This is a genomic window from Candidatus Thiothrix phosphatis (genome assembly GCF_035668035.1).
Lineage (GTDB): Bacteria > Pseudomonadota > Gammaproteobacteria > Thiotrichales > Thiotrichaceae > Thiothrix > Thiothrix phosphatis.
On the sequence record NZ_JAYMYJ010000043.1, the window covers coordinates 1 to 18676 of the forward strand.

At 53.7% G+C, this 18676-nt stretch carries 22 protein-coding genes; 5 read left to right on the forward strand and 17 right to left on the reverse strand.

Features of this window, described 5'->3' with window-relative positions; translation table 11 throughout:
- Positions 1-106: 106 nt before the first annotated feature.
- From VSS37_RS05145 to VSS37_RS05155, 3 genes are all read left to right on the forward strand, one after another.
- On the forward strand, positions 107-424 hold the full coding sequence (locus tag VSS37_RS05145) for a hypothetical protein (protein ID WP_324693653.1): 318 nt from the start codon (positions 107-109) through the stop codon (positions 422-424).
- A gap of 122 nt (positions 425-546) precedes the next feature.
- Positions 547-1644: a tetratricopeptide repeat-containing glycosyltransferase gene (locus tag VSS37_RS05150; RefSeq protein WP_324693654.1), complete on the forward strand. Its 1098-nt coding sequence runs from the start codon at positions 547-549 to the stop codon at positions 1642-1644.
- A 156-nt stretch (positions 1645-1800) separates the two neighbouring features.
- Positions 1801-2106: a DUF2288 domain-containing protein gene (locus VSS37_RS05155; RefSeq protein ID WP_324693655.1), complete on the forward strand. Its 306-nt coding sequence runs from the start codon at positions 1801-1803 to the stop codon at positions 2104-2106.
- An 85-nt stretch (positions 2107-2191) separates the two neighbouring features.
- On the opposite strand, the gene VSS37_RS05160 is transcribed toward VSS37_RS05155, so the two are convergent.
- From VSS37_RS05160 to VSS37_RS05195, 8 genes are all read right to left on the reverse strand, one after another.
- On the reverse strand, positions 2192-2875 hold the full coding sequence (locus tag VSS37_RS05160) for an acyltransferase (RefSeq protein ID WP_324693657.1): 684 nt from the start codon (positions 2873-2875) through the stop codon (positions 2192-2194).
- A 56-nt stretch (positions 2876-2931) separates the two neighbouring features.
- Positions 2932-4113, reverse strand: a complete 1182-nt coding sequence (locus VSS37_RS05165) for an SDR family oxidoreductase (protein WP_324693659.1) — start codon at positions 4111-4113, stop codon at positions 2932-2934.
- Positions 4114-4147: 34 nt separating this feature from the next.
- A complete protein-coding gene (locus VSS37_RS05170) occupies positions 4148-4438 on the reverse strand; it encodes an acyl carrier protein (RefSeq protein WP_324693660.1) in 291 nt (96 codons plus the stop codon).
- Between the two features lie 6 nt (positions 4439-4444).
- Entirely contained in the window at positions 4445-6124 is a 1680-nt protein-coding gene (locus tag VSS37_RS05175; RefSeq protein WP_324693661.1) for an HAD-IIIC family phosphatase, read from the reverse strand.
- A gap of 322 nt (positions 6125-6446) precedes the next feature.
- Entirely contained in the window at positions 6447-6884 is a 438-nt protein-coding gene (gene dtd, locus VSS37_RS05180; RefSeq protein WP_324693662.1) for a D-aminoacyl-tRNA deacylase, read from the reverse strand.
- Positions 6881-7837 carry a prolyl aminopeptidase gene (gene pip, locus VSS37_RS05185; RefSeq protein WP_324693663.1) on the reverse strand — a complete coding sequence of 319 codons (957 nt, stop codon included), beginning with the start codon at positions 7835-7837 and terminating at the stop codon, positions 6881-6883. The genes dtd and pip overlap by 4 nt, the downstream gene beginning before the upstream one ends.
- A 3-nt stretch (positions 7838-7840) precedes the next feature.
- Entirely contained in the window at positions 7841-8716 is an 876-nt protein-coding gene (locus VSS37_RS05190) for a polyphosphate kinase 2 family protein (protein WP_324693664.1), read from the reverse strand.
- Positions 8717-8821: 105 nt separating this feature from the next.
- Positions 8822-11119 (reverse strand): AsmA family protein, encoded by a 2298-nt coding sequence (locus tag VSS37_RS05195; RefSeq protein ID WP_324693665.1) that lies wholly within the window; start codon positions 11117-11119, stop codon positions 8822-8824.
- Between the two features lie 112 nt (positions 11120-11231).
- On the opposite strand from VSS37_RS05195, the gene VSS37_RS05200 reads away from it, so the two are divergent.
- Positions 11232-12290 carry a DUF2333 family protein gene (locus VSS37_RS05200; RefSeq protein ID WP_324693667.1) on the forward strand — a complete coding sequence of 353 codons (1059 nt, stop codon included), beginning with the start codon at positions 11232-11234 and terminating at the stop codon, positions 12288-12290.
- Here the strand turns inward: VSS37_RS05200 and VSS37_RS05205 are convergent.
- The 6 genes from VSS37_RS05205 to VSS37_RS05230 are packed head-to-tail and all read right to left on the reverse strand — an operon-like array spanning position 12256 to position 15933.
- On the reverse strand, positions 12256-12828 hold the full coding sequence (locus VSS37_RS05205; RefSeq protein ID WP_324693669.1) for a hypothetical protein: 573 nt from the start codon (positions 12826-12828) through the stop codon (positions 12256-12258). The genes VSS37_RS05200 and VSS37_RS05205 overlap by 35 nt on opposite strands.
- A 2-nt stretch (positions 12829-12830) precedes the next feature.
- Positions 12831-13223 carry an Hsp15 family ribosome-associated heat shock protein gene (locus VSS37_RS05210; RefSeq protein WP_324693670.1) on the reverse strand — a complete coding sequence of 131 codons (393 nt, stop codon included), beginning with the start codon at positions 13221-13223 and terminating at the stop codon, positions 12831-12833.
- Positions 13199-13666: a YcgN family cysteine cluster protein gene (locus VSS37_RS05215; protein WP_324693671.1), complete on the reverse strand. Its 468-nt coding sequence runs from the start codon at positions 13664-13666 to the stop codon at positions 13199-13201. The genes VSS37_RS05210 and VSS37_RS05215 overlap by 25 nt, the downstream gene beginning before the upstream one ends.
- Positions 13656-14318, reverse strand: coding sequence for a hypothetical protein (locus tag VSS37_RS05220; RefSeq protein WP_324693672.1), 663 nt, complete (start codon positions 14316-14318; stop codon positions 13656-13658). The genes VSS37_RS05215 and VSS37_RS05220 overlap by 11 nt, the downstream gene beginning before the upstream one ends.
- Before the next feature lie 15 nt (positions 14319-14333).
- Positions 14334-14978, reverse strand: coding sequence for an MT-A70 family methyltransferase (locus tag VSS37_RS05225; protein ID WP_324693673.1), 645 nt, complete (start codon positions 14976-14978; stop codon positions 14334-14336).
- Positions 14979-15027: 49 nt separating this feature from the next.
- Positions 15028-15933 carry a LysR substrate-binding domain-containing protein gene (locus VSS37_RS05230; RefSeq protein WP_324693674.1) on the reverse strand — a complete coding sequence of 302 codons (906 nt, stop codon included), beginning with the start codon at positions 15931-15933 and terminating at the stop codon, positions 15028-15030.
- Positions 15934-16042: 109 nt separating this feature from the next.
- On the opposite strand from VSS37_RS05230, the gene VSS37_RS05235 reads away from it, so the two are divergent.
- The gene (locus tag VSS37_RS05235) at positions 16043-16918 is read left to right on the forward strand and encodes a bifunctional sulfate adenylyltransferase/adenylylsulfate kinase (protein ID WP_324693675.1); all 876 of its coding nucleotides are present in this window, start codon (positions 16043-16045) and stop codon (positions 16916-16918) included.
- Positions 16919-16971: 53 nt separating this feature from the next.
- Here the strand turns inward: VSS37_RS05235 and VSS37_RS05240 are convergent, their stop codons facing one another.
- The 3 genes from VSS37_RS05240 to exbB are packed head-to-tail and all read right to left on the reverse strand — an operon-like array spanning position 16972 to position 18592.
- Positions 16972-17775 carry an energy transducer TonB gene (locus VSS37_RS05240; protein ID WP_324693676.1) on the reverse strand — a complete coding sequence of 268 codons (804 nt, stop codon included), beginning with the start codon at positions 17773-17775 and terminating at the stop codon, positions 16972-16974.
- Entirely contained in the window at positions 17772-18161 is a 390-nt protein-coding gene (gene exbD, locus VSS37_RS05245; protein ID WP_324693677.1) for a TonB system transport protein ExbD, read from the reverse strand. Before exbD ends, VSS37_RS05240 begins: the two co-directional genes overlap by 4 nt.
- Complete coding sequence (exbB, locus tag VSS37_RS05250; protein ID WP_324693678.1) at positions 18158-18592, reverse strand: TonB-system energizer ExbB; 435 nt, start codon at positions 18590-18592, stop codon at positions 18158-18160. The genes exbD and exbB overlap by 4 nt, the downstream gene beginning before the upstream one ends.
- Between the last annotated feature and the right edge of the window lie 84 nt (positions 18593-18676).

Here is an 18676-nt window from a genome sequence, read left to right on the forward strand (position 1 = left end):
CGCAACAGGTGCTACTGGCGCAACAGGTGCTACTGGCGCAACAGGTGCTACTGGCCCGACAGGACCTACTGGCCCAACAGGCCCGAGTGGCGGCACCGGTGGCACCATGATCCCTCCAGGATGCCATACCGGCAAAACTACTGATGGCTGCAACGCCAATGTACAACTGACCTGGAATGGCGGCAGCACCGCTACGTTAAACACCTCCAGAGGCACCATCTGCCTAACAGGCGTCCAAAAGCTGGCCGATGGCTCCTTGGTGGCAACTGGCGGTAGTGGTTCGTATGGCTCCTGGTGCGGCACCCTGAAAGACAATGATGGAGACGGTTACGTCTTCAAACTTGGCACTAAAGGGGCTGATGGGTATTACTCGTTCGAGGCTGACCTGAAAACTGGCATGGACTTGACCGGCAAGGTCTGTTAAGCCGGACTGACGTTATCTTCGGATAACGGGCGGCAACTCCCCAAAGAGAGTTGCCGCTTCTTAACCTGACAGAAAGCCCGCCTTGAGGTGGGCTTTTCTTCGACAACAGGAGGAATCCATTAATGAATATGATCAAACCAAGTATTTGCTTGAATATGATTGTCAAAAACGAAAGCGAAACCATTACCCGTTGCTTCGATAGCGTCAAAGAGATCATTGACTACTGGGTGATTAGTGATACCGGCTCCACTGATGGCACCCAACAAATCATTACCGAGTATTTCAAACGTCACAACATACCCGGATTGTTGATAGAAAACGAATGGAAGAATTTTGGCCATAACCGCACGCTCGCACTGGAGCATGCGCTAAACAAAGCAGACTATATTTTGATCATGGATGCGGATGATTTCCTATCCAAAAGTGATGGCTTCAACTTGAATATGCTATCAGCTGACAGTTACATGCTAAAAATGCAACGCAGCGGTTTTTCCTACTACAATACCCGACTTGTACGAGGCCATTTGCCTTGGAAATGGCATGGCGTACTGCATGAATACCTGGACTGCCAACAACCCCATACCACCGAACAATTACAGGGTGACTATATAATCCAGTCCACCACAGACGGTGCCCGCAGCCAAAACCCCGAAAAATATAAAAATGACATCAAGGTGTTGGAAGCAGCCCTACTTGAAGAACCTGACAATGCCCGCTACCAATTTTACCTTGCCCAAAGTTACCGGGATGATGGCAATCTGGAACAAGCCATCGTCCACTACCAAAAGCGCGCCAATATGGGAGGTTGGGCGGAAGAAGTCTTTTATTCCCTGTTGGAAGTCGCCCATAACAAACGCAGAACGGGTGTATCCGGTCAGGAGGTCATCAACGATTACTTGAAAGCCCACTTCTACCGGCCGCAACGTCTCGAAGCATTATATGAGGCTGTCAGGCTTTGTCGTCTGAACGGTCATTTTCATCTTGGCTATCAACTTGGGCATACAGTCAAGCAGACTCCCCTTCCTGACGATGTTCTGTTCCTCAACCCATCTGTCTATGATTGGCGCTTTCAGGATGAACTTTCCATCTGTGCGGTTTACGCCGACCATCCACAAGAGGCGGCTCAAATGATCGAAATCCTGATAAATTTGCCCAAAACCCCGACAGGAGAAAAACAACGTCTAGCGTCCAACCTCAGTTTTGCAAAAAGCCTGCTTTAGAGGCAAAGCCATCTGCTGAAACCCCCTCCCGCATTCAGGCAAACCTGCAACTCGCCATTGACAGATTGCAGGCAACCGGGCGGCTGGGCTTGTATCTACCCCTCCTGTCTAGCATAGAATAGGGCGGTGTTTTTACCGAACAAAGAAGGCCATTCAATGGAAGAAATGCTGCCACTACGAGATCGCCTCAATTTGGAGACAGCCCGTATCAATTGGGCCGAACTGGAACGTTTTTTTGCGGCGGGCAAGGTTATACAAGTGGCAACAGGGCTTGACTTGGTGGATGTCGCCGCAGAATTTGCTCAAGATAATGTCACCCAGATAAAAAGCTGGCTTCATAACGAGCAAATCTTGCCGCTTCCTGATGACATAGCCAAAAGATGGGCAAAAACAAAACCGCACAATCTTTGGGCTGTTGTAGTTGCTCCTTGGGTGCTAATTCAAGAGCGAACAACGTCTTAAACAAAAAAGCCAGTACATTACTGGCCTTTAATCTTTTCCACTAATGTTGGCGCACCTCAAATGTGCCGACCACCATCTAAAATCGCTATTCCGTTTTAGCAATTTCTGCAACAGGGAACCGATCCTTGATTTTGCGTGCAGGGTTGCCCGAGACAAAACTATTCTCCTTAACCGGACTCATGACGATGGAATAAGGAGCAACAAAGCAATCATTTTCGATAGTGACCGCAGGCAACACGACTGCACCCAAACCGATCCCCACATTATTGCCGATCACGATAGGGGAGGACAATTGTGCCAGTTCCCCTCCCCAGCTATAGCACACTCGACGGTCAGGATTGGAAGAGTCCGTCGGTAAATTGGTTAACGAATAAATCTTCGCGCCAGCCCCAGTGCCGCAATCATTGCCAATTTGCACACCACCATGCGCCTGAATCAAGGAGTAAGGGGTAATATGGACATTGTTGCCAATATGCAATTCACCAATTTCATGTTTGAAATTCGGATTGGGGTTAATCTTTGCACCCTCTTCAAGCGGAACCTTTCCCGCCATCAAAATGCAGTAGCGATCAATCCAGACATCATCCCCCAGATAAATATCTCTTGACCCTTGAATAATAACGCCTTCATCAATGATGACATTCTTACCGCAGCCACCCAAACGACGGCTGTAATACAGATAACGTAATTTGCGCCCTACCGGGCCACTGATATTACGGATTGCGCTTCTAAGCAAATTATCAAAAAACAAGGCGATAGACGTGAACATGATCAATCCCTTTTCTAGTTGTTGATGTCATCAATGAGTAACGCTGAACAGCGGGATCAGGACATGACCTGCCCGCCATTAACACGAATGGTTTCTCCGGTCAGGTAATCAGACTGTTTGGACGCAAGAAACGCGACCGCACCCGCCACATCCTCCGGCTTTGCCAGTCGGCGCAACGGTACACGCGCAGCCGCCATCAAACGGATCCGCTCCGGCACCTCAGAAAGCTGGTCAGTGTCCGTCATACCGGGCGACACCAGATTCACACGAATCCCAGCATGGGCCAGCTCAATCGCCAATGCATTGCTGAAACCCTGCAACGCGGCTTTTGCGGTAATGAAGGGCAGTAGCCCACCCATTGGCGCATCAATGGTTTGCGCCGTGATGTGAATGATTTTGCCATAATTATTGGCTTCCATCTGTGGAGCCACATGACGCACAAGATGGAACGCGCCCTGCAACGCAGTCTGCAGATGCGCCTCAAAATCCTGCCACTGCACATCTGACCAGCGGATAGGTGCCATTGGCGCTGTCGTACAATTCACCAATACAGTGATGTCACCCAAATGGCGCTGCACCTTGTGAACCATTTCACCTACTGTCGCTTCCTGACGGATGTCCGCCGTCACCACTATGGATTTTTGGCCAGTTTCTTCGACACTTCTGGCCACAACCGCCGCTTTTTCAGTTTGAGTGCGGCAGTGCACCGCCACATCAAACCCTGCGGCGGCCAAATTGCGGCAAACTGCAGCGCCAATTCCACCAGACCCTCCCACCACCAGCGCAACTGATCGCGCTGGCTTTGGCTCAGCAACAGACTCTTCCTCAAACTCCACCACTTTGACTTTGGCGACACCTGTAGTCACTTTCTGCCGCAGCTGATTGTAAATGTCCGTTTGCAGCTCAATAACCTGCATCCGGTCAATTTTTTTCAGCACCTCAGCCCTGACAGTGAGTTTGTCCCCCACCCTGACAGGGAGCAGGAACTCAAAACTCTGGGAAAACCACAGCGCGCCATCCCCCGGCAAACGGGTGCCAATGATGGTGGAAATGAAGGAAGCCCCCAACATTCCATGGGCAACCGGCTTTTTGAAACTGGTGCGGGCAGCAAAGGACGGGTCAACATGCAAACGGTTGTCATCGCCTGTCAGTTCGACAAAACGCTCCAGATCCTTTTCCGTGACAACATGTTCCAGTTCAGCCACCTGCCCAACCAGAATTTCATCAAAACGAGCCATATTTGCCCCTTTATGTTAGCCAAGGCCTTATTTATCAATAATAACTAAACAAACCATCATCAGTGGGAGCGGAGGTTTCCTCATTACATTTATGCACGGTCAACGCCACAATGTCAGCCGCCGTATCCAGTTGCGCGAATTCCTCTTCCGTATAACGGATGCCAAACTCCTCTTCCAGCACCAACAGTATCTCGACCTGTTTGAGCGAATCCCAGTCTTTGCGGCCATTCATACCCAGCCACACATTTTCATCCTCAGGCAACGGCTTGCCTAAAACAGCAGTGATCGCCTGTTTCAGGGTTTCCTTGACTTTTGCTGAATCCATATTTTGTTATTCCTCGCTTAATTGAACGCTTTGTACTGGCGTAAACTGTTCCAGTTTGGTTTTGGGAATACCGTTCAGCCCTTCTTGAACGGCTTCAGGAGCCACTTCCAGATGCTCGGCCAGCCATTTGATCGCTGGTTGATTGCGTGGGCCATGCGTAACCCGGAAACAAACCTGCTGACATTGCTGGAATTGCGGCATATTGCGGATCGTCCACAATACAATCGTATCCTCCAATTGACGCCCCAAGGCGCGGCAACTGACACACAATTCTTCCACTATCAGCAAATCGCCATGCAATTCGGCGACGATCACCGCGATAATACCACTATCAGACAGCCGATCCGTTAATTGTACACACGCCACACAGGCATTTTCACTGCGATGGCGCTCGGTTAGCTCCGATAAACTGAAGCGGCGCATCGCCAGATTAAACTGGTTAGTTTTTTTGCACAAGTCGGCCAAGCGTTGCAAGTGGGCTTCAGGCGAATGGTTAAACACCAATTTGACTTGCAGATTGCGTAAGTATTCCTCCGGGTCAGTCACCTCATTGAGAAGCGACTCGCGAATGGCGTTGGCTTTCATGTCCTGGTTGCGCTTGACATCATCAGCCGTCACTTTCCAGCGCCACAAGCCTGGATAGAACTCCATGGCCCGCTGGGTAAGTTCAGCGTTTTCATGCGCATGAATCGCGTGCACCTGCGGCAACTGGGCCGTAACTGCCGCCAACTCGCCGATATTGTCATCCACAAACAGAACCGCATCCGGCGCTATGCGCAGCGCTTGGGCGGCGCGGGCAATCGCGCTGGCCTTATCACCCCAAGAAACTTCGGTGACCGTAAAATCATCCCATTTCAACGGGTAATCGCTGCGTTGGGCAAACAGGTTTTCCACATCCTCACGCTCGTTTCTGGACACCAGCGCCAAGAAAATGCCTTTTTGCTGCAAAGATTTGACAGCCTCCTGCAACGCCTTGTGTTGTGCGGTCAATTCAACACCCTGAATGCCGTCCTCGCCCAGAATACCCTTATGCAAGGTGTTGTCGAGATCCAGCGCCAAGGCCTTGATGGGTGGGGAAATGGCAGCCGGAAACCAATGGCAGGCAATCTTCCGCGCCAACACAGCTTGAGCCGCGTTGCTGACAGGAGACCCTGTCGCCACCGCAATGCGCCGGTCAATCAGCTCCACGCCCGCATCAGCACATACACCACCTATATCGCCGAAATAAATATCCGGCAAGGCATCAACAATGGCTTGCATCCGGTGGCGCTGTTCGTCAGTTTCCAACCAGGTTGCAACAATGATTGGCGCGGAAGTTGCGGCGCGCAACACTCCCAACCGCGACAATAACCATTCGCTCCAAGCAGCAAAATCCGTATTTTCCAAATAGCGGCTACTATCCAACCATAGCAGCTCAATATCAGCGGCACTATGCCCGCCAAACATCAGGGAGTCATCATAGTCCTTGAAATTAAACGCCACTTGCCAACGGCCAAAAGCAAAATACGGTTGAGCCAAGCTGGCGATAGCCTCCATCGCATGGTTGCGCCAAACGTTGACAGAAACCGCCCGGTTCCAGTCTTCGCCCACGTCCAACTGCTGTAATGACAGACGGGTAGGCCGTGCCGAAAACAATATTGGCTGCCCTTCCATCCTTTTGATATTAGAAGAAACTTCGGAGAACATCAGGTTTCGCTCCAGAATAATTCCATAAATGTATTAATAGGATTTTTAACATACACTAGCGCACTGTTCCCAGCTGTCAAGATGTAGCAATAGGATGAGCCGATCAAGTGTCATAAGAGGGGTTCGAAATTTATGAATATTTTTTATTATAAATTGTGCTTTCATCTCTTATCAAGTTTCTCTGCCGAATTGCCTGTTTGCTTATTTATCTATCGAAGAATCCTCGCAACACCTCTATAAATATAGAGCGCCTTTCAGCTTTAGCACACAGATTCCAATTCTTTTTATTTATTAAAATTTTTAAATAAGCCCAATCAATAGGCTACGCCTTCAACCAAAAAGTTACAGGCCCATCATTAATCAATGAGACTTGCATATCCGCTGCAAATACGCCCGTTCGAACCTCTTTCTGTTGTTTCTGCGCCTGCGCAACAAAATACCCATATAGTTTTTCGCCCAACTCAGGGGGCGCGGCAGGCGTAAAACTGGGCCGCATCCCCTTGCCAGTGTCAGCAGGCAAGGTAAATTGCGAGACAATCAGCAAATCACCTTCGACATCCCGCAACGACAGGTTCATTTTGCCAACCCCGTCCGGAAAAATCCGGTAACCCAGCACCCGCTCCAGCAGACGGTCGGCTTTCGCCTCAGTATCGTCCTTTTCCACCCCCAGCAACAACAGGACACCGCGCCCGATACTGCCAACCGTTTCCCCCGCGATGTCCACCTGCGCACGGGACACCCGCTGAATCAGGCCGATCACTCCAGATGCTCCAACAAATCATCCGTCGCCTGCACCAGTGCCTGCTGGATACCCACTTCACTGGCGGCGTGGCCACTGTCGGAAACAATATGGAAATCGGCGTTCGGCCACACTTCATGCAACGCGAATGCTTGTTCCAAGGGGCAAATCATGTCATAGCGGCCATGAATGATGCTGCCTGGCAAATGCGCAATACGATGCGCATCCCGCAACAACTGGTTAGGTTCAAAAAAGCCTTTGTTGACGAAATAATGCGCCTCAATCCGCGCCACACTCATCGCCGTGTACGGGTCTGTAAAATGGGAAAGCACTGCCTCCTTGGGTTGCAGGTTGGCGCAACGGCCTTCCCAACCAGACCAAGCTTTTGCCGCCTGCATCCGCGCGATCTCATTGTCCCCGGTCAGGCGCTGGTAGTAAGCGGCCACCATATCACCACGCTCCGCATCCGGAATGGGCGCAAGATAGTCCTGCCAATAATCAGGGTAGATTCGCTCAACACCCTGCCCAAGCTGGTAGAACCAATCGATATCCTGCTGACGGCAAAGGAAAATGCCACGCAGGATCATGCCGCAAACCCGTTCCGGATGCGCCTCGGCATACGCCAGCGCCAGCGTCGAACCCCACGAGCCGCCGAACAGCACCCATTGGTCAACGCCAAGCGCCTCACGGATCAATTCCATGTCGGCCACCAGATCCCAGGTCGTATTACGCTCCAACACCGCATGAGGGCGTGAACGCCCGCACCCACGCTGATCAAACAGGATAATGCGGTAACGGTTGGGGTCGAAAAACTGCCGATGCCACGGCTCGCAGCCTGACCCTGGCCCGCCATGCAGGAACACGACCGGCAGCCCTTCCGCCACACCGCATTCCTCCACATAAATTTCGTGCACATCATCCACCTGCAAGTAGAAATGGCGGTTATCGCGGATAGGTGGGTAAAGCGCAGTCACTCATTATTCTCCTTCGTGTTCCAATAGCCGTCGGCACTCTTCAAAACGGGCCAGGTGGGCGGCGTCGGGTTCCGGGTAATCCATCCGCAGCGATTCCAGCGTCTGCACAATGGTTTCCGCCACCACGACCCGCATATAGGGTTTGTTGTCAGCAGGAACCGCATACCACGGTGCCTGCTTGCGGGAGGTCGCACCCAGAGCCTCCGCATACGCCTGCATGTAAGCGTCCCAATACTGCCGCTCCTGCACGTCCGTCGGCGAAAACTTCCAGTGTTTGTGCGGGTTGTCCAGCCGTTTCAGAAGCCGCTTTTTTTGCTCCCCGCGCGACACATTCAACCAGAATTTGAGGATTACCGTACCGTTACGCGCCAGATGCTTTTCATGCTCGTGGATGGATTCAAACCGGTCAGCCCACAACGTATCATGGCTGGCTTCCGCTGGCAGGTTCTGCCCATCCAGATATTCCGGGTGAACCCTCACCACCAACACCTCTTCATAATAGCTGCGGTTGAAAATACCGATTCGCCCGCGTTCTGGCAAGCACTTGGCCGTGCGCCACAGGAAATCATGGTCACGCTCTTCCGCCGAGGGCTGCTTGAACGCGTAAACCTGAAACCCGGATGGGTTGACGCCACGGGTAACGGCGCGGATAGTCCCATCCTTGCCCGCCGCATCCATCGCCTGGAAGATCAGCAACAAGGAATGCTTGTCATGGGCAAAGAACAACTGTTGGAGTTCATCGAAACGGGCGACCAGTTTTTCCAGCCGCTTTTCCAGCGCCTTTTCATCTGGAACGTCTTTAGGTGGATTGGTGGGTGCCGCTGACAGGTCAAAGCCCCCGTCAAACGGAACCCGGTATGCTTCAGGAAACGGGAACATGCGACATCCTCCTTGTTATTACCGACCCAGTATAAAGGAAGATTGGCTATCCGGTTTTTTTGGCCAAACAACGTGGGGTTTCCTGGGCCTTTTGGCACTGGGCGGTCAGAACAAGCCTTTCAGTTTGTCCTTTAGGCCATCTTCCAGCTTTTTCTTGAGCTGGTCTTCCGGGCTGGCCCCATCCTGTTGTGGATTGCCGGAACCACCCAGGCTTTTCTGCAATTGATCCTGCACACGCTTTTCCAGCTTATCCTTTTCGTCCTGCAACTCCTGTTTCAGGTGATCCTTGGCGTCATCACGCTTTTGCTGAAGGGCGTCAATCTGTTTCTGCTTTTCGGCTTCAAACTTATCCTTCAGTTTGCCCTTTTCCTGCTCAAGCTCACGTTTGGCCAGCTCCTTGAGCAGCACATCCACCTCCAGCTCATAGTTCGGTTTTTTCCATGGGCCAAAGATATGCAGCGGCGCAAACAACCCTTCCGGCTTGTCTGGCTTGGGTTTTTCACCCACCCTCAGTTTGAAGTCGAGTGATTCGTCAACGATATTGACATCGCCATTGCCCTTGACCTGGAAATGCGGTGCGGTCATCACGTTTTCAGCCGTACTGAACACGCCCTGCTTGACCTCCCACTGCCCTGAGAGTGTCGTAAAGGCGACTTCCTTTTCCCCCATTTCGTTGACCTTTTCCTTTTCGAACAGCTTGACGACTTCCTTGGTTTTTTGCGCAAAATTGGCATCCCGGATAGTGCCATCATGCAGTCCGAGGTCGATCACCCCATTGAGGTTTTGCTTGAACGCCTGAACGTCACCCCCCACGGAATCCAGTTTGGCGTTCAAATCCAACGCCCCAGTCACCAGCCGGTCATTGGTAAGCGCAAAGAACAAGTCTTCGGTGCGCAATTTCTGCACCTTGTGCACCGTGCGCAGAATCGGCGGCGATTGCAAGGTGTCGATGTTGATGGCCCCTTGATAATTGCCCTTGAACAACGTGCCTGCGGGCGTCAACTGAAGCTGGCCGTTTTCCATATGCAGGCCGAGCGTGGCCTGCTGCAATTCAAAGGGCGGGTAACTCAACACCGCTGATTTGAAACTGCCGTCCAGCACCCGCCCTGGCAGTAACGGATCCTGTATTTGCAGCTTGCCATCCAGTTGGTAATCCTTGGTTTGCAGCCAGGTTTTCGGCAGATCCAACAAGCCCTTGCCGGTTTCCAGATTGAGCTTCAGCGTACCGCTGGCCTGTTGCTGCAACTGCCCGCCAGGAATCTGGTCTGCTTTCACATCCGTCGTCAATTGCAGTTCATCAATGTCAAGTTGCTGTTCTTTCACCTTGAAAGTGGGGTGCCCGCTCACTTTCGCACCCAAACCCTGTACTGGCAGGGTTTCGCCTTGCAGGGTGGCCTGCATCTGCATTCCACTGATGCTCAAAATCTGTTTGGCCATATTGTAATGGGCGTCACCGCCCAGATCGGCGTCCACTTTGCCAACAGCGGCGGGCGTCAGTTGCGCCTTGGCCTGCAAACCACCCAAATCAATGGTTTGTTTCTGCAAATTGGCTTTCAGGCTACCGTTGAGATTGACGGTTCCCTGTCCCGCCAGCTTAAGCGCCGCCTGCAAATCGGGGACAGTAAGTTGTTGGCTATCCAGTTTGCCCTGTAGATTGCCGCTGACGCTGGCGTCGAGCTTGTCCGGCAGTTGCGCCTGCACCTTGAGGTTGGATAGCGTAAAGTCATTTTTATTGTCGCCCAACTGCGCCGTGGTGGCGATGTCCAGGTGCACATCCAGCACCGGCTGGTTTTGTTTGAGGTCAGCTTCGAGATGAATATCCACTGGCTCGCCGGGGTGAAATGAACCCGTTTTCAGATTGAGCGGTGCCAGCACCAGAATCTTTCCCTGGGAATCATCTTGCCAACGCACCAGGGAATCCTCCACGCTGACCCCCGCCACCACGAAGCCGCCCAGCAATTTGGTCATGGCTTCACCAGCCTCCTCATCTTGCGGCTCTGAACCTTCCGGCAGCAGATCCTCCCAATTGGTTTGGCCATTTTGGGCGCGATGCAGGTTCAGCTTCAGACCAAGCAGGTGGACTTCGTTGATTTTCAACTGCTGTTCCAGCAATGGCAGAAACTGCACCGCCACCCGTGCGTTATCTGCTTCGGCGAACACATCACCGGCAAACCCCTGGGCGTTGCCCAGCTTCACCTGCCCCAGCTCCAGGGCGATATTGGGGTAAAAAGAAAGCTTGATGTCACCATCAATATTGAGTTCACGTCCGGTCTTTTCCTTCACCAGCGCCATGATTTCCGGCTTGTAACGGTTGGCGTCAAACGTCAGCGCAAACACCGCGATCGCCGCCACAACCAGCAACATCAACGCCAATAACCATGCAATGGGACGTAAAACCGACATTAATCTCTCCTGATAAACCGTCCGGAATGGTTTTAATATCGCGGACGAATCCTGTAGCCTAAAATCTTTGACTATACACTAACGAAAACGTCTACATCATGAAGGAATCGTCATGCCCATACTCAGCGCCTCCGCCTCAGGCAGCAAAAAAGTGCTTGGTTTCTACCACCCAAAAACCTGGAAAGAAAAAGGCCTATGGTGGACTCTCGGCCTGTTTCTCATCACTTACCTGATTGTCGTATTGGTGCTCGGCCTTTATTGGAGCAATGAGCCGGACACTTTTGATGTCAACGAAAACGCCAAGCTCAAGGCGGAAGAAACCAAAACCAGCGTTGTCCCCGGCTTCACCACGACAGCCACCTTGATCAAGGTGGCGAGCACACTGCTGGACAAGCCAGGCGGCTACCTGAGCAATGATGTCACCCCGCCTGGCGTTTATCTGGACAATATCCCTGAATGGGAATTCGGCGTCCTGGTGCAGACCCGCGACATGGCGCGCACCTTCCGCAATGACTTCAGCCGTTCACAGTCACAGTCGACTGAAGACAAGGATTTGATCATTGCCGAACCGCATTTTAACTTCGACTCCGAATCCTGGTTGTTCCCACCAACCGAAACCGAATACCGCACGTCCATCAAAGCGCTTGACCGCTACTTGTTGCGCCTGAGCGACCCCAAGCAAATGAACGCCCAGTTCTACGCCCGCGCCGACAACCTGCGCGACTGGCTGGCACAGGTGGAAAAACGCCTCGGCTCACTTTCCCAACGCCTCAGCGCCAGTGTTGGCCAGGAAAACCTGAATCTCGGCTTGGCAGGCGACAGCGCCGCGCAGCAATCCACCCCAACCCCTTCCCAGCAATACACCAAAACGCCATGGACACAAATCGACAACGTGTTCTATGAAGCACGGGGGCAATCATGGGCGCTCCTGCATTTCCTGAAAGCCGTGCAAACGGACTTTGCGCCGGTGCTGGACAAGAAAAATGCGCGCATCAGCCTGCAACAGATCATCCGCGAACTGGAATCCACCCAGCAAACCATCTGGAGCCCGATGATCCTGAATGGCAACGGTTTTGGTTTCGTCACCAATCACTCGCTGATCATGGCCTCATACCTGTCGCGGGCGAACGCCGCCGTCATCGACCTGCGCCGCCTGCTGGAACAGGGCTAAAACCGTAGTAAGGTTGCGTGTAGTAGGGGTAATACAGCGGATAGGCATACGCCGGTTGGTACCCCTGCTGCACGTAGGGCGTGTAAGCGTAATAATTGTATGATGGATAACTGTAGGCATAAGGGTACGCAGCCCCATAAGCCGTCGCAGCATTGATGGCGTTTGCATCAGGAAAAGTATACGTGTGCAGATTGTTATAACCCGTACCCCAGGCGTTGTACTGGCTGGCCAGGTACTGAGCCTGGGCGGCGTTGCCACCACTTCTGCCTTTGCTTTGCGCATCGGCACCGCCCCAACCCTTCGCCCGAAAATTCAGGTCAAAATCCATATTGATGTCAGCTGCGCCGCGCCCGTGAGAACGGCCTTCTGACTGGCCGACAGCATTACCCTGTCCTTGTGTATTGCCAATAGCCCGGTGATCTTGCCCCTGCCGGGTATTGCCGAAGAAATCACCCATATCAAAAAAGTCAAACCAGTCAGCAGAGGCATTGCCCGCTGCGCTGAACAGCAGGGCGAAAATCATGGCAGGGTGTTTCATTTTCACCAACTCCTTTTTATCTGGTCGATCAGGCGGCGTTCGTGCTTGCCCGGTTTCTTTACCCGGATATTGACGCCATGCAGGCGGCGCTCCTCAATCACAGCTGCACGCTGTTCACGGTGGTGTTCGGATTCTTCGTACAACAGACGGGCTTCGCTGGCCGGGCGGCGCTGCTCATTCAGCCCCTTGACCGTGATGACCCAGGTTTCAAACCCTTTGGTAATGCGGATTTCATCGCCCGGACGGACATTGCGTGATGGTTTGACCCGCTCCTTGTTGATGTGGACATGCCCGCCATTGATGGCTTCAACCGCCAGCGGGCGGGTCTTGAAAAAACGCGCCGCCCACAGCCACTTGTCAATGCGTTGGCTTACAATTTCCGCTTCAGCGGCCATGTGACGACATGCTCCTCCCAATGTTCTTCATCCACGGCGGACGCATACACAAAACGCCCGGCGATGGACTGTTGGGTGCGCTGGATGCTCTGTTTGTCGCCGGAAACCAGATGGTGCCACGTTGGCAGATTTTTGCCTTCATGCAGCAGGCGGTAAGCGCAACTGGGCGGCATCCAATAAAGCTGGTCGAGGTTGTCCGGCGTCAGGCGCAGGCAATCCGGCACCAAGGTTTCGCGGTTACGGTAGTCTTTGCACTGGCAGGTTGAGCCTTCCAACAGGTCGCAAGCCACATCGGTGTAATACACGGTGCCATCTGCTTCGTCTTCCAGCTTGATCAGGCAACATTTGGCGCAATGGTCGCAAAGGCTTTCCCATTCATCGAGGGTCATATCAGCAAGCGCCTTGGCTTTCCACCACGGAACGGCGCGGGTTTCAGTTGGCATTCTTCGGTTTTGCCTCCAGCAATTCCTGTTTCAATGCAGCATAGTGTTGCGGATCAGTGTAATAGAGGATTTCGCCACCGTCATTATTCATCAGGATCGCCAACCCTTTCTGTGGGTAGAACCAAAGCTCCACCCCCTCTTTCTGCGAAGGCAACCGCTCGGCAGGCTGGCCAAAACGGGCGGTAACAATGTCAGGATCGTAATTGACCGACGGCATATACACCAGCTTGTGCACCGGCAATGCATCCGCCGCTTTGACATCGGCTTCGGACAACGGATATTTCCACTGCCCGCTGGCCATCCCTTCACGCTTGACGGCTCCGGTCTGGAATTTGTTCAACGTGGCATCATCTGTCTGCAATTCGGCGATGATCTTGGCTTCAAACAAACCAACGCGTTGGGAACCGAAATAGGCCTCCAACGTGCGCTTGCCACTTTCATGGGCAAACACCGCAATCTCCGGAAAACTATGCAAGTGCTCAATCACCTCCCGCAGGGTCGACTTGCCGATTTCCAAGTGGAACACCTGCGGGCGGCCTTCCGGCGTGACGGAAATTTGCCACGGCAAATCATCCGGATGCTGGGGCGACTGGTCACAACCGGCAATGCCCAAAAGCAGGGCCAACAGACCGCCCATCACTGCGTATTTCATGGGGAAACCTTTGTCTCAGAATAATTTTTGCTGCTCACTGCTTGCATCAGCCTGGGAATGGTTGGAGTAAGTCGGCCAATCTGGCGTATAGGCATCAGATTGGTTACCCCATGTTTTCCAACCCTTACGCCCACCACGCCCGAACAGCTCCAGGAATGGCCCCCAACTGCATTCTTCGATCACCGTATATTGCTCATCCGGCTTGCGGCTGTGTTCGCGCTTTTGTGAAGTGATGATATTGGGTTGGGTTCTGCCCGGTTGCAGGGTACGGGCATTTTTTCCACGCACGCCAAACAGGATCATTTCGGTTACGTTACGGAAATAAAAACCGACGCCGCGCCGGTCAGGGCCACCATCCTTACGCACTTTGTACCAGACGATATTGGTTTTATAAGTGAAACCCCACGCACTCATGACTTCCAAGCCTTCCGCCAGCAAAGCGTTCGGCACCCATAAGTACAAATGGGCAGTGTCTTCAGCAACGTCACTGACCGGCAAAGCTTTGATGTCATCCAGCGTCATGGTGGGATAACGGGAAAGCCGGTGGTGTTCAGGAGCCATTTTTCCAGTACGGTTGGAGAACTGCCATGGTGGATCCGCCAGAATAGTGGCAAACTTTTGCCCCTCCAACTCCTCCCGCAAATCATCCACAGCACTCATGACTGCCATCCATGCATCCAACATGGTGTGATTATACCCTGAATTCAACTCAGGCATACCACTCCTCGCTCTCGCCTTGCTCCACCAGCAAATCCACCATTTCCATGACGTACTGTTTCAGGTATTTGTTTTTTAGCCACGCCACGCGGGTAGTGGAAACCGGGAACAAGGCCGACAGGTCGCGCAACGTCAGATCGTCGTCGTGGATGTGGGAATAGGCCATTTTGGCGATGATGCCTGCGCCAAACCCCAGCCGCACATAACTGATAATGACATCCGTATCAGTGGCGGCGAAGGTGACATCCAGTTCAAACCCGGCCTTGCGGAAAGTTTCGTGGATCTTGGAACGTCCGGTAAAGCCAAAAATGTAGGTCAGCACCGGATATTGCGCAATCCGTTGCAAGCTCAGTGCGCCCTCGGCAAGGGGATGCCCGTCCGGCAACACCAACCCGTGGTTCCAGTCGTAGCATTTGCGGCTATCCAACGCCGTGTCATCCCCCAACTCTTCAGTGCAAACCGCGATGTCAGCCTTGCCGTCATGCAGCATCCTCACCAGCTCAACGGGCGTGCCTTGCAGGAAATGGATGGCGACATCAGGGTAGCGTTGCCGAAATTCCAGCATGACTTCCGGCAGGAAATATTTCGCCTGGGTATGGGTCGTCGCAATGCGGATTTCACCACGCGTCTGCAAGCGGTAGTCATCCGCCACGGCGCGGATATTTTCCAGCGACTGCTCGATGCGCTCCAACTCACCCACAATCGCCCGGCAAACCGGCGTCGGCTCCACCAAGCGCTTGCCCTTGCGCTCGAACAGCGGCATGCCCAACTCATCCTCCAGCAAGCCCAACTGACGGCTCACGGCGGATTGCACGATGAAATGTTGTTCAGCGGCGCGGGAGACATTCATGCCGTTATTCAGCAGGGTTTTGAGCAGACGAAGTTGGAACAGTTTCATTCATTATCTCATTATCAGATATTCATATCTAATTATATCGTTTTCCAAGAATTCACGCACCGCAGCATAATAGCCTGCAAGCATTGAATCTGAACAGAGGGGAAGCCTCATGAGCATTTTGCACAAAATCCTTGACCAAGATGAAATCAGCACACTGGAACTGTTGCTGAATGGAGCGCTGACCCCTATCACCGGCTACCTGAACCAAGCCGACCACAGCAATGTATTGCGCAACAACCGCTTGGCCAATGGCGTCCTGTGGCCGCTGCCACTGGCATTGGTATTGACGCCTGCGGAAAAACGCGAAGCCCAGTTAAGTGGCCGTATCGTCCTGGTGGATGCGGCGGAGCGGCGCGCCATCGCCGAAGTGGCGGTTGACAGTTTCTACCGTTTGCCTGCCGATGTGGCGGTGTTGGCGCAAGCCATCGGCACGACTGACACTTGGTATGCCAGCGGAACCGTGCAGCCCTTGCAGAAAATCCTGCACCCTGCATTCAACAGCATCCGCTTCAACGTCCCCGCCCTGCGCCAGCATTTACAGGACTGGGATAGCGTGGTCGCCGTACAGGCGACTCCTGAACTGGATGAATCCGACCTGCGGCAAGCTTGCGAATGGCTCACCGCCAGCAATATCGGCGGCGGCCTGCTGGTGCAGGTAGGCGCGGATGAAACCCAGCCGGATTTCCACGACCACATGCGCAAGCTGCGCGGCCAGGTCAAATGCCAGTCAGCCCGCCAGATCAAGCTGTCACTGCTGCCCTGCGTGGAAGGTCTGGGAGAAAAACGCTGCCTGCTGTTGCAGGCGCTGGTCAGCCGCAACTACGGAGCCACTGGCTTTGTGGTCAGCAACCATGTCAGCCGCGAAACCCGCCGCTGGTTGCTGCAATACCGTGACGAGATCGGTTTGGACATTATCTCCGGGTTGCTCAAACGCGAGCAGACCGCCGAACCTGCTGTACGTCACCCGCTTTGTAAAGTCGCCTGAAATACCTGCCTCTCTTCAGGTGCGATCCGGTGCGGGCTTCGGCCCGCATTTTTTTACCCGTCGAGTTTGAAATTCACCGTTAGGCTGAACACCCATTGCGGCTTGCGGATTTCCGGCGGAAATGGCAACGCGCCGGATGCGGCGTTCACCGCCTGCACCGCTGCCTTGTCCAGCCAATCATTGCCAGCGCTTTTGCTGACCCGGACTCCCGTGATCGCCCCATTGGGCAAGACGGTGAATGACACCACCACACTGCCTTCCACTTCCGCCTTTTCCGCCAAACGCGGGTATTGCTTGCGGGATGCAATCAAGCTTTGCAAGCGGGCTTTGTAAGCCGCCTCCGCCGCTTTGTTATCAACCGCTGGAGCCAGCGGCGCGGCTCGGGAAACCGGCGCAACCGGGCGGGCAGCCGGAGAGGGCACCGCAACAGGATGGGCAACGGCTGCCGCCACTTGTGGCTGCGGTTTGGCCACCGCTACCGGGTCGGGCTGGCGTTTTGGCTGCGGTTCTGCTTTGGGAGCAACGTTTTGGGGAACGGCTTCTGGTTTCTTGACCGGCTTTTTTTCAGGCTTGGGCTTTTTGGGCAGCGGTTTGCTCACCTTGGTTTTTTCAACCGGCTTGGGTTGTGGCTTGGACTCCGGCTTTGGCGCTTCCTGCACGGGCGGCGGCACAGGCGATGCTACTGGCTTCTCTACCGGCTTCGGCGCGGGAACGAATTGCGCCAATGACAACTGCACAGCCTGTGGCGCTTCCACTTGCCCCGTCTTGCCCTGCCAAAACAGCAATGGCAACACCGCCAGCAACACCCCTGCGTGCGCCAGCGCCGAAACGCCAAAGCCGGTCAGGTGGTATTTCACTGCGCCTGCTCGGTCTGGATGGCAAGCCTGTCGAAATGCCCGGCTTTCAGCACGTCCACCACACGGATGAAAGATTCGAAAGCGGCGGCCTTGTCCACCCGCAAAAGGATGGGCGTATCAGCAGCATGAGCCGCATGTGGGGCCAGTTTGCCCGCCAGCGCCTCAGCTATCACCAGTTCCCCGTCGAAGAAAATCTGGTTTTGCGCATTGATGGCGATTTCCAGGCTTTTTTCATCCCCGCCCGCCTGCTCGCCCTGCTCCGCCTTCGGCAAATCCACCGGAATCAGCCCCTGCGAAATGAACGAAGCAGTGGTCAGCACAATCGCCAGCAACACCAGCATGATGTCGATAAAGGGGATCATATTGATCTGGTCGAAACGCTTCATGCGCGGCTACCATCCCGCCATGCCTGCCAGCGGGCGACCTGCACCTCCACCTTGCGCAACAGTGCGTTGTAAAACATGATCGCCGGAATCGCCACCACCAAGCCCGCCGCCGTCGCCTTCAACGCCAGCGCCAAGCCGAGCATAATGCTGTGGACTTCGATTTTGCCGCCCTTGCCCATGCTGTAGAACGTCACCAAAATGCCCAGCACGGTGCCAAGCAAGCCGACATACGGCGCATTCGCGCCAATGCTGGAAATGGTGGTCAGGTTGCGGGTCAGGTCGATCTTCAGGGTTTCGATATGCTCGAACTGCCGAACCTGGACGCGGCTCAGGTAGAAATAGCGTTCAATCACCAGCGCCAGCATGACAAAGCTCATCAAACCGAGCGTCCCCAGCACCAGATAATCCAGATTGGCTTGCAGAAACTCCATGACACACCTTTTACTGGCAGGGTCGCCAGCTTCGCCAAAAAACCCTAGAGATTCTACCCCAGCAGGGACACGGCGTAACTGTGT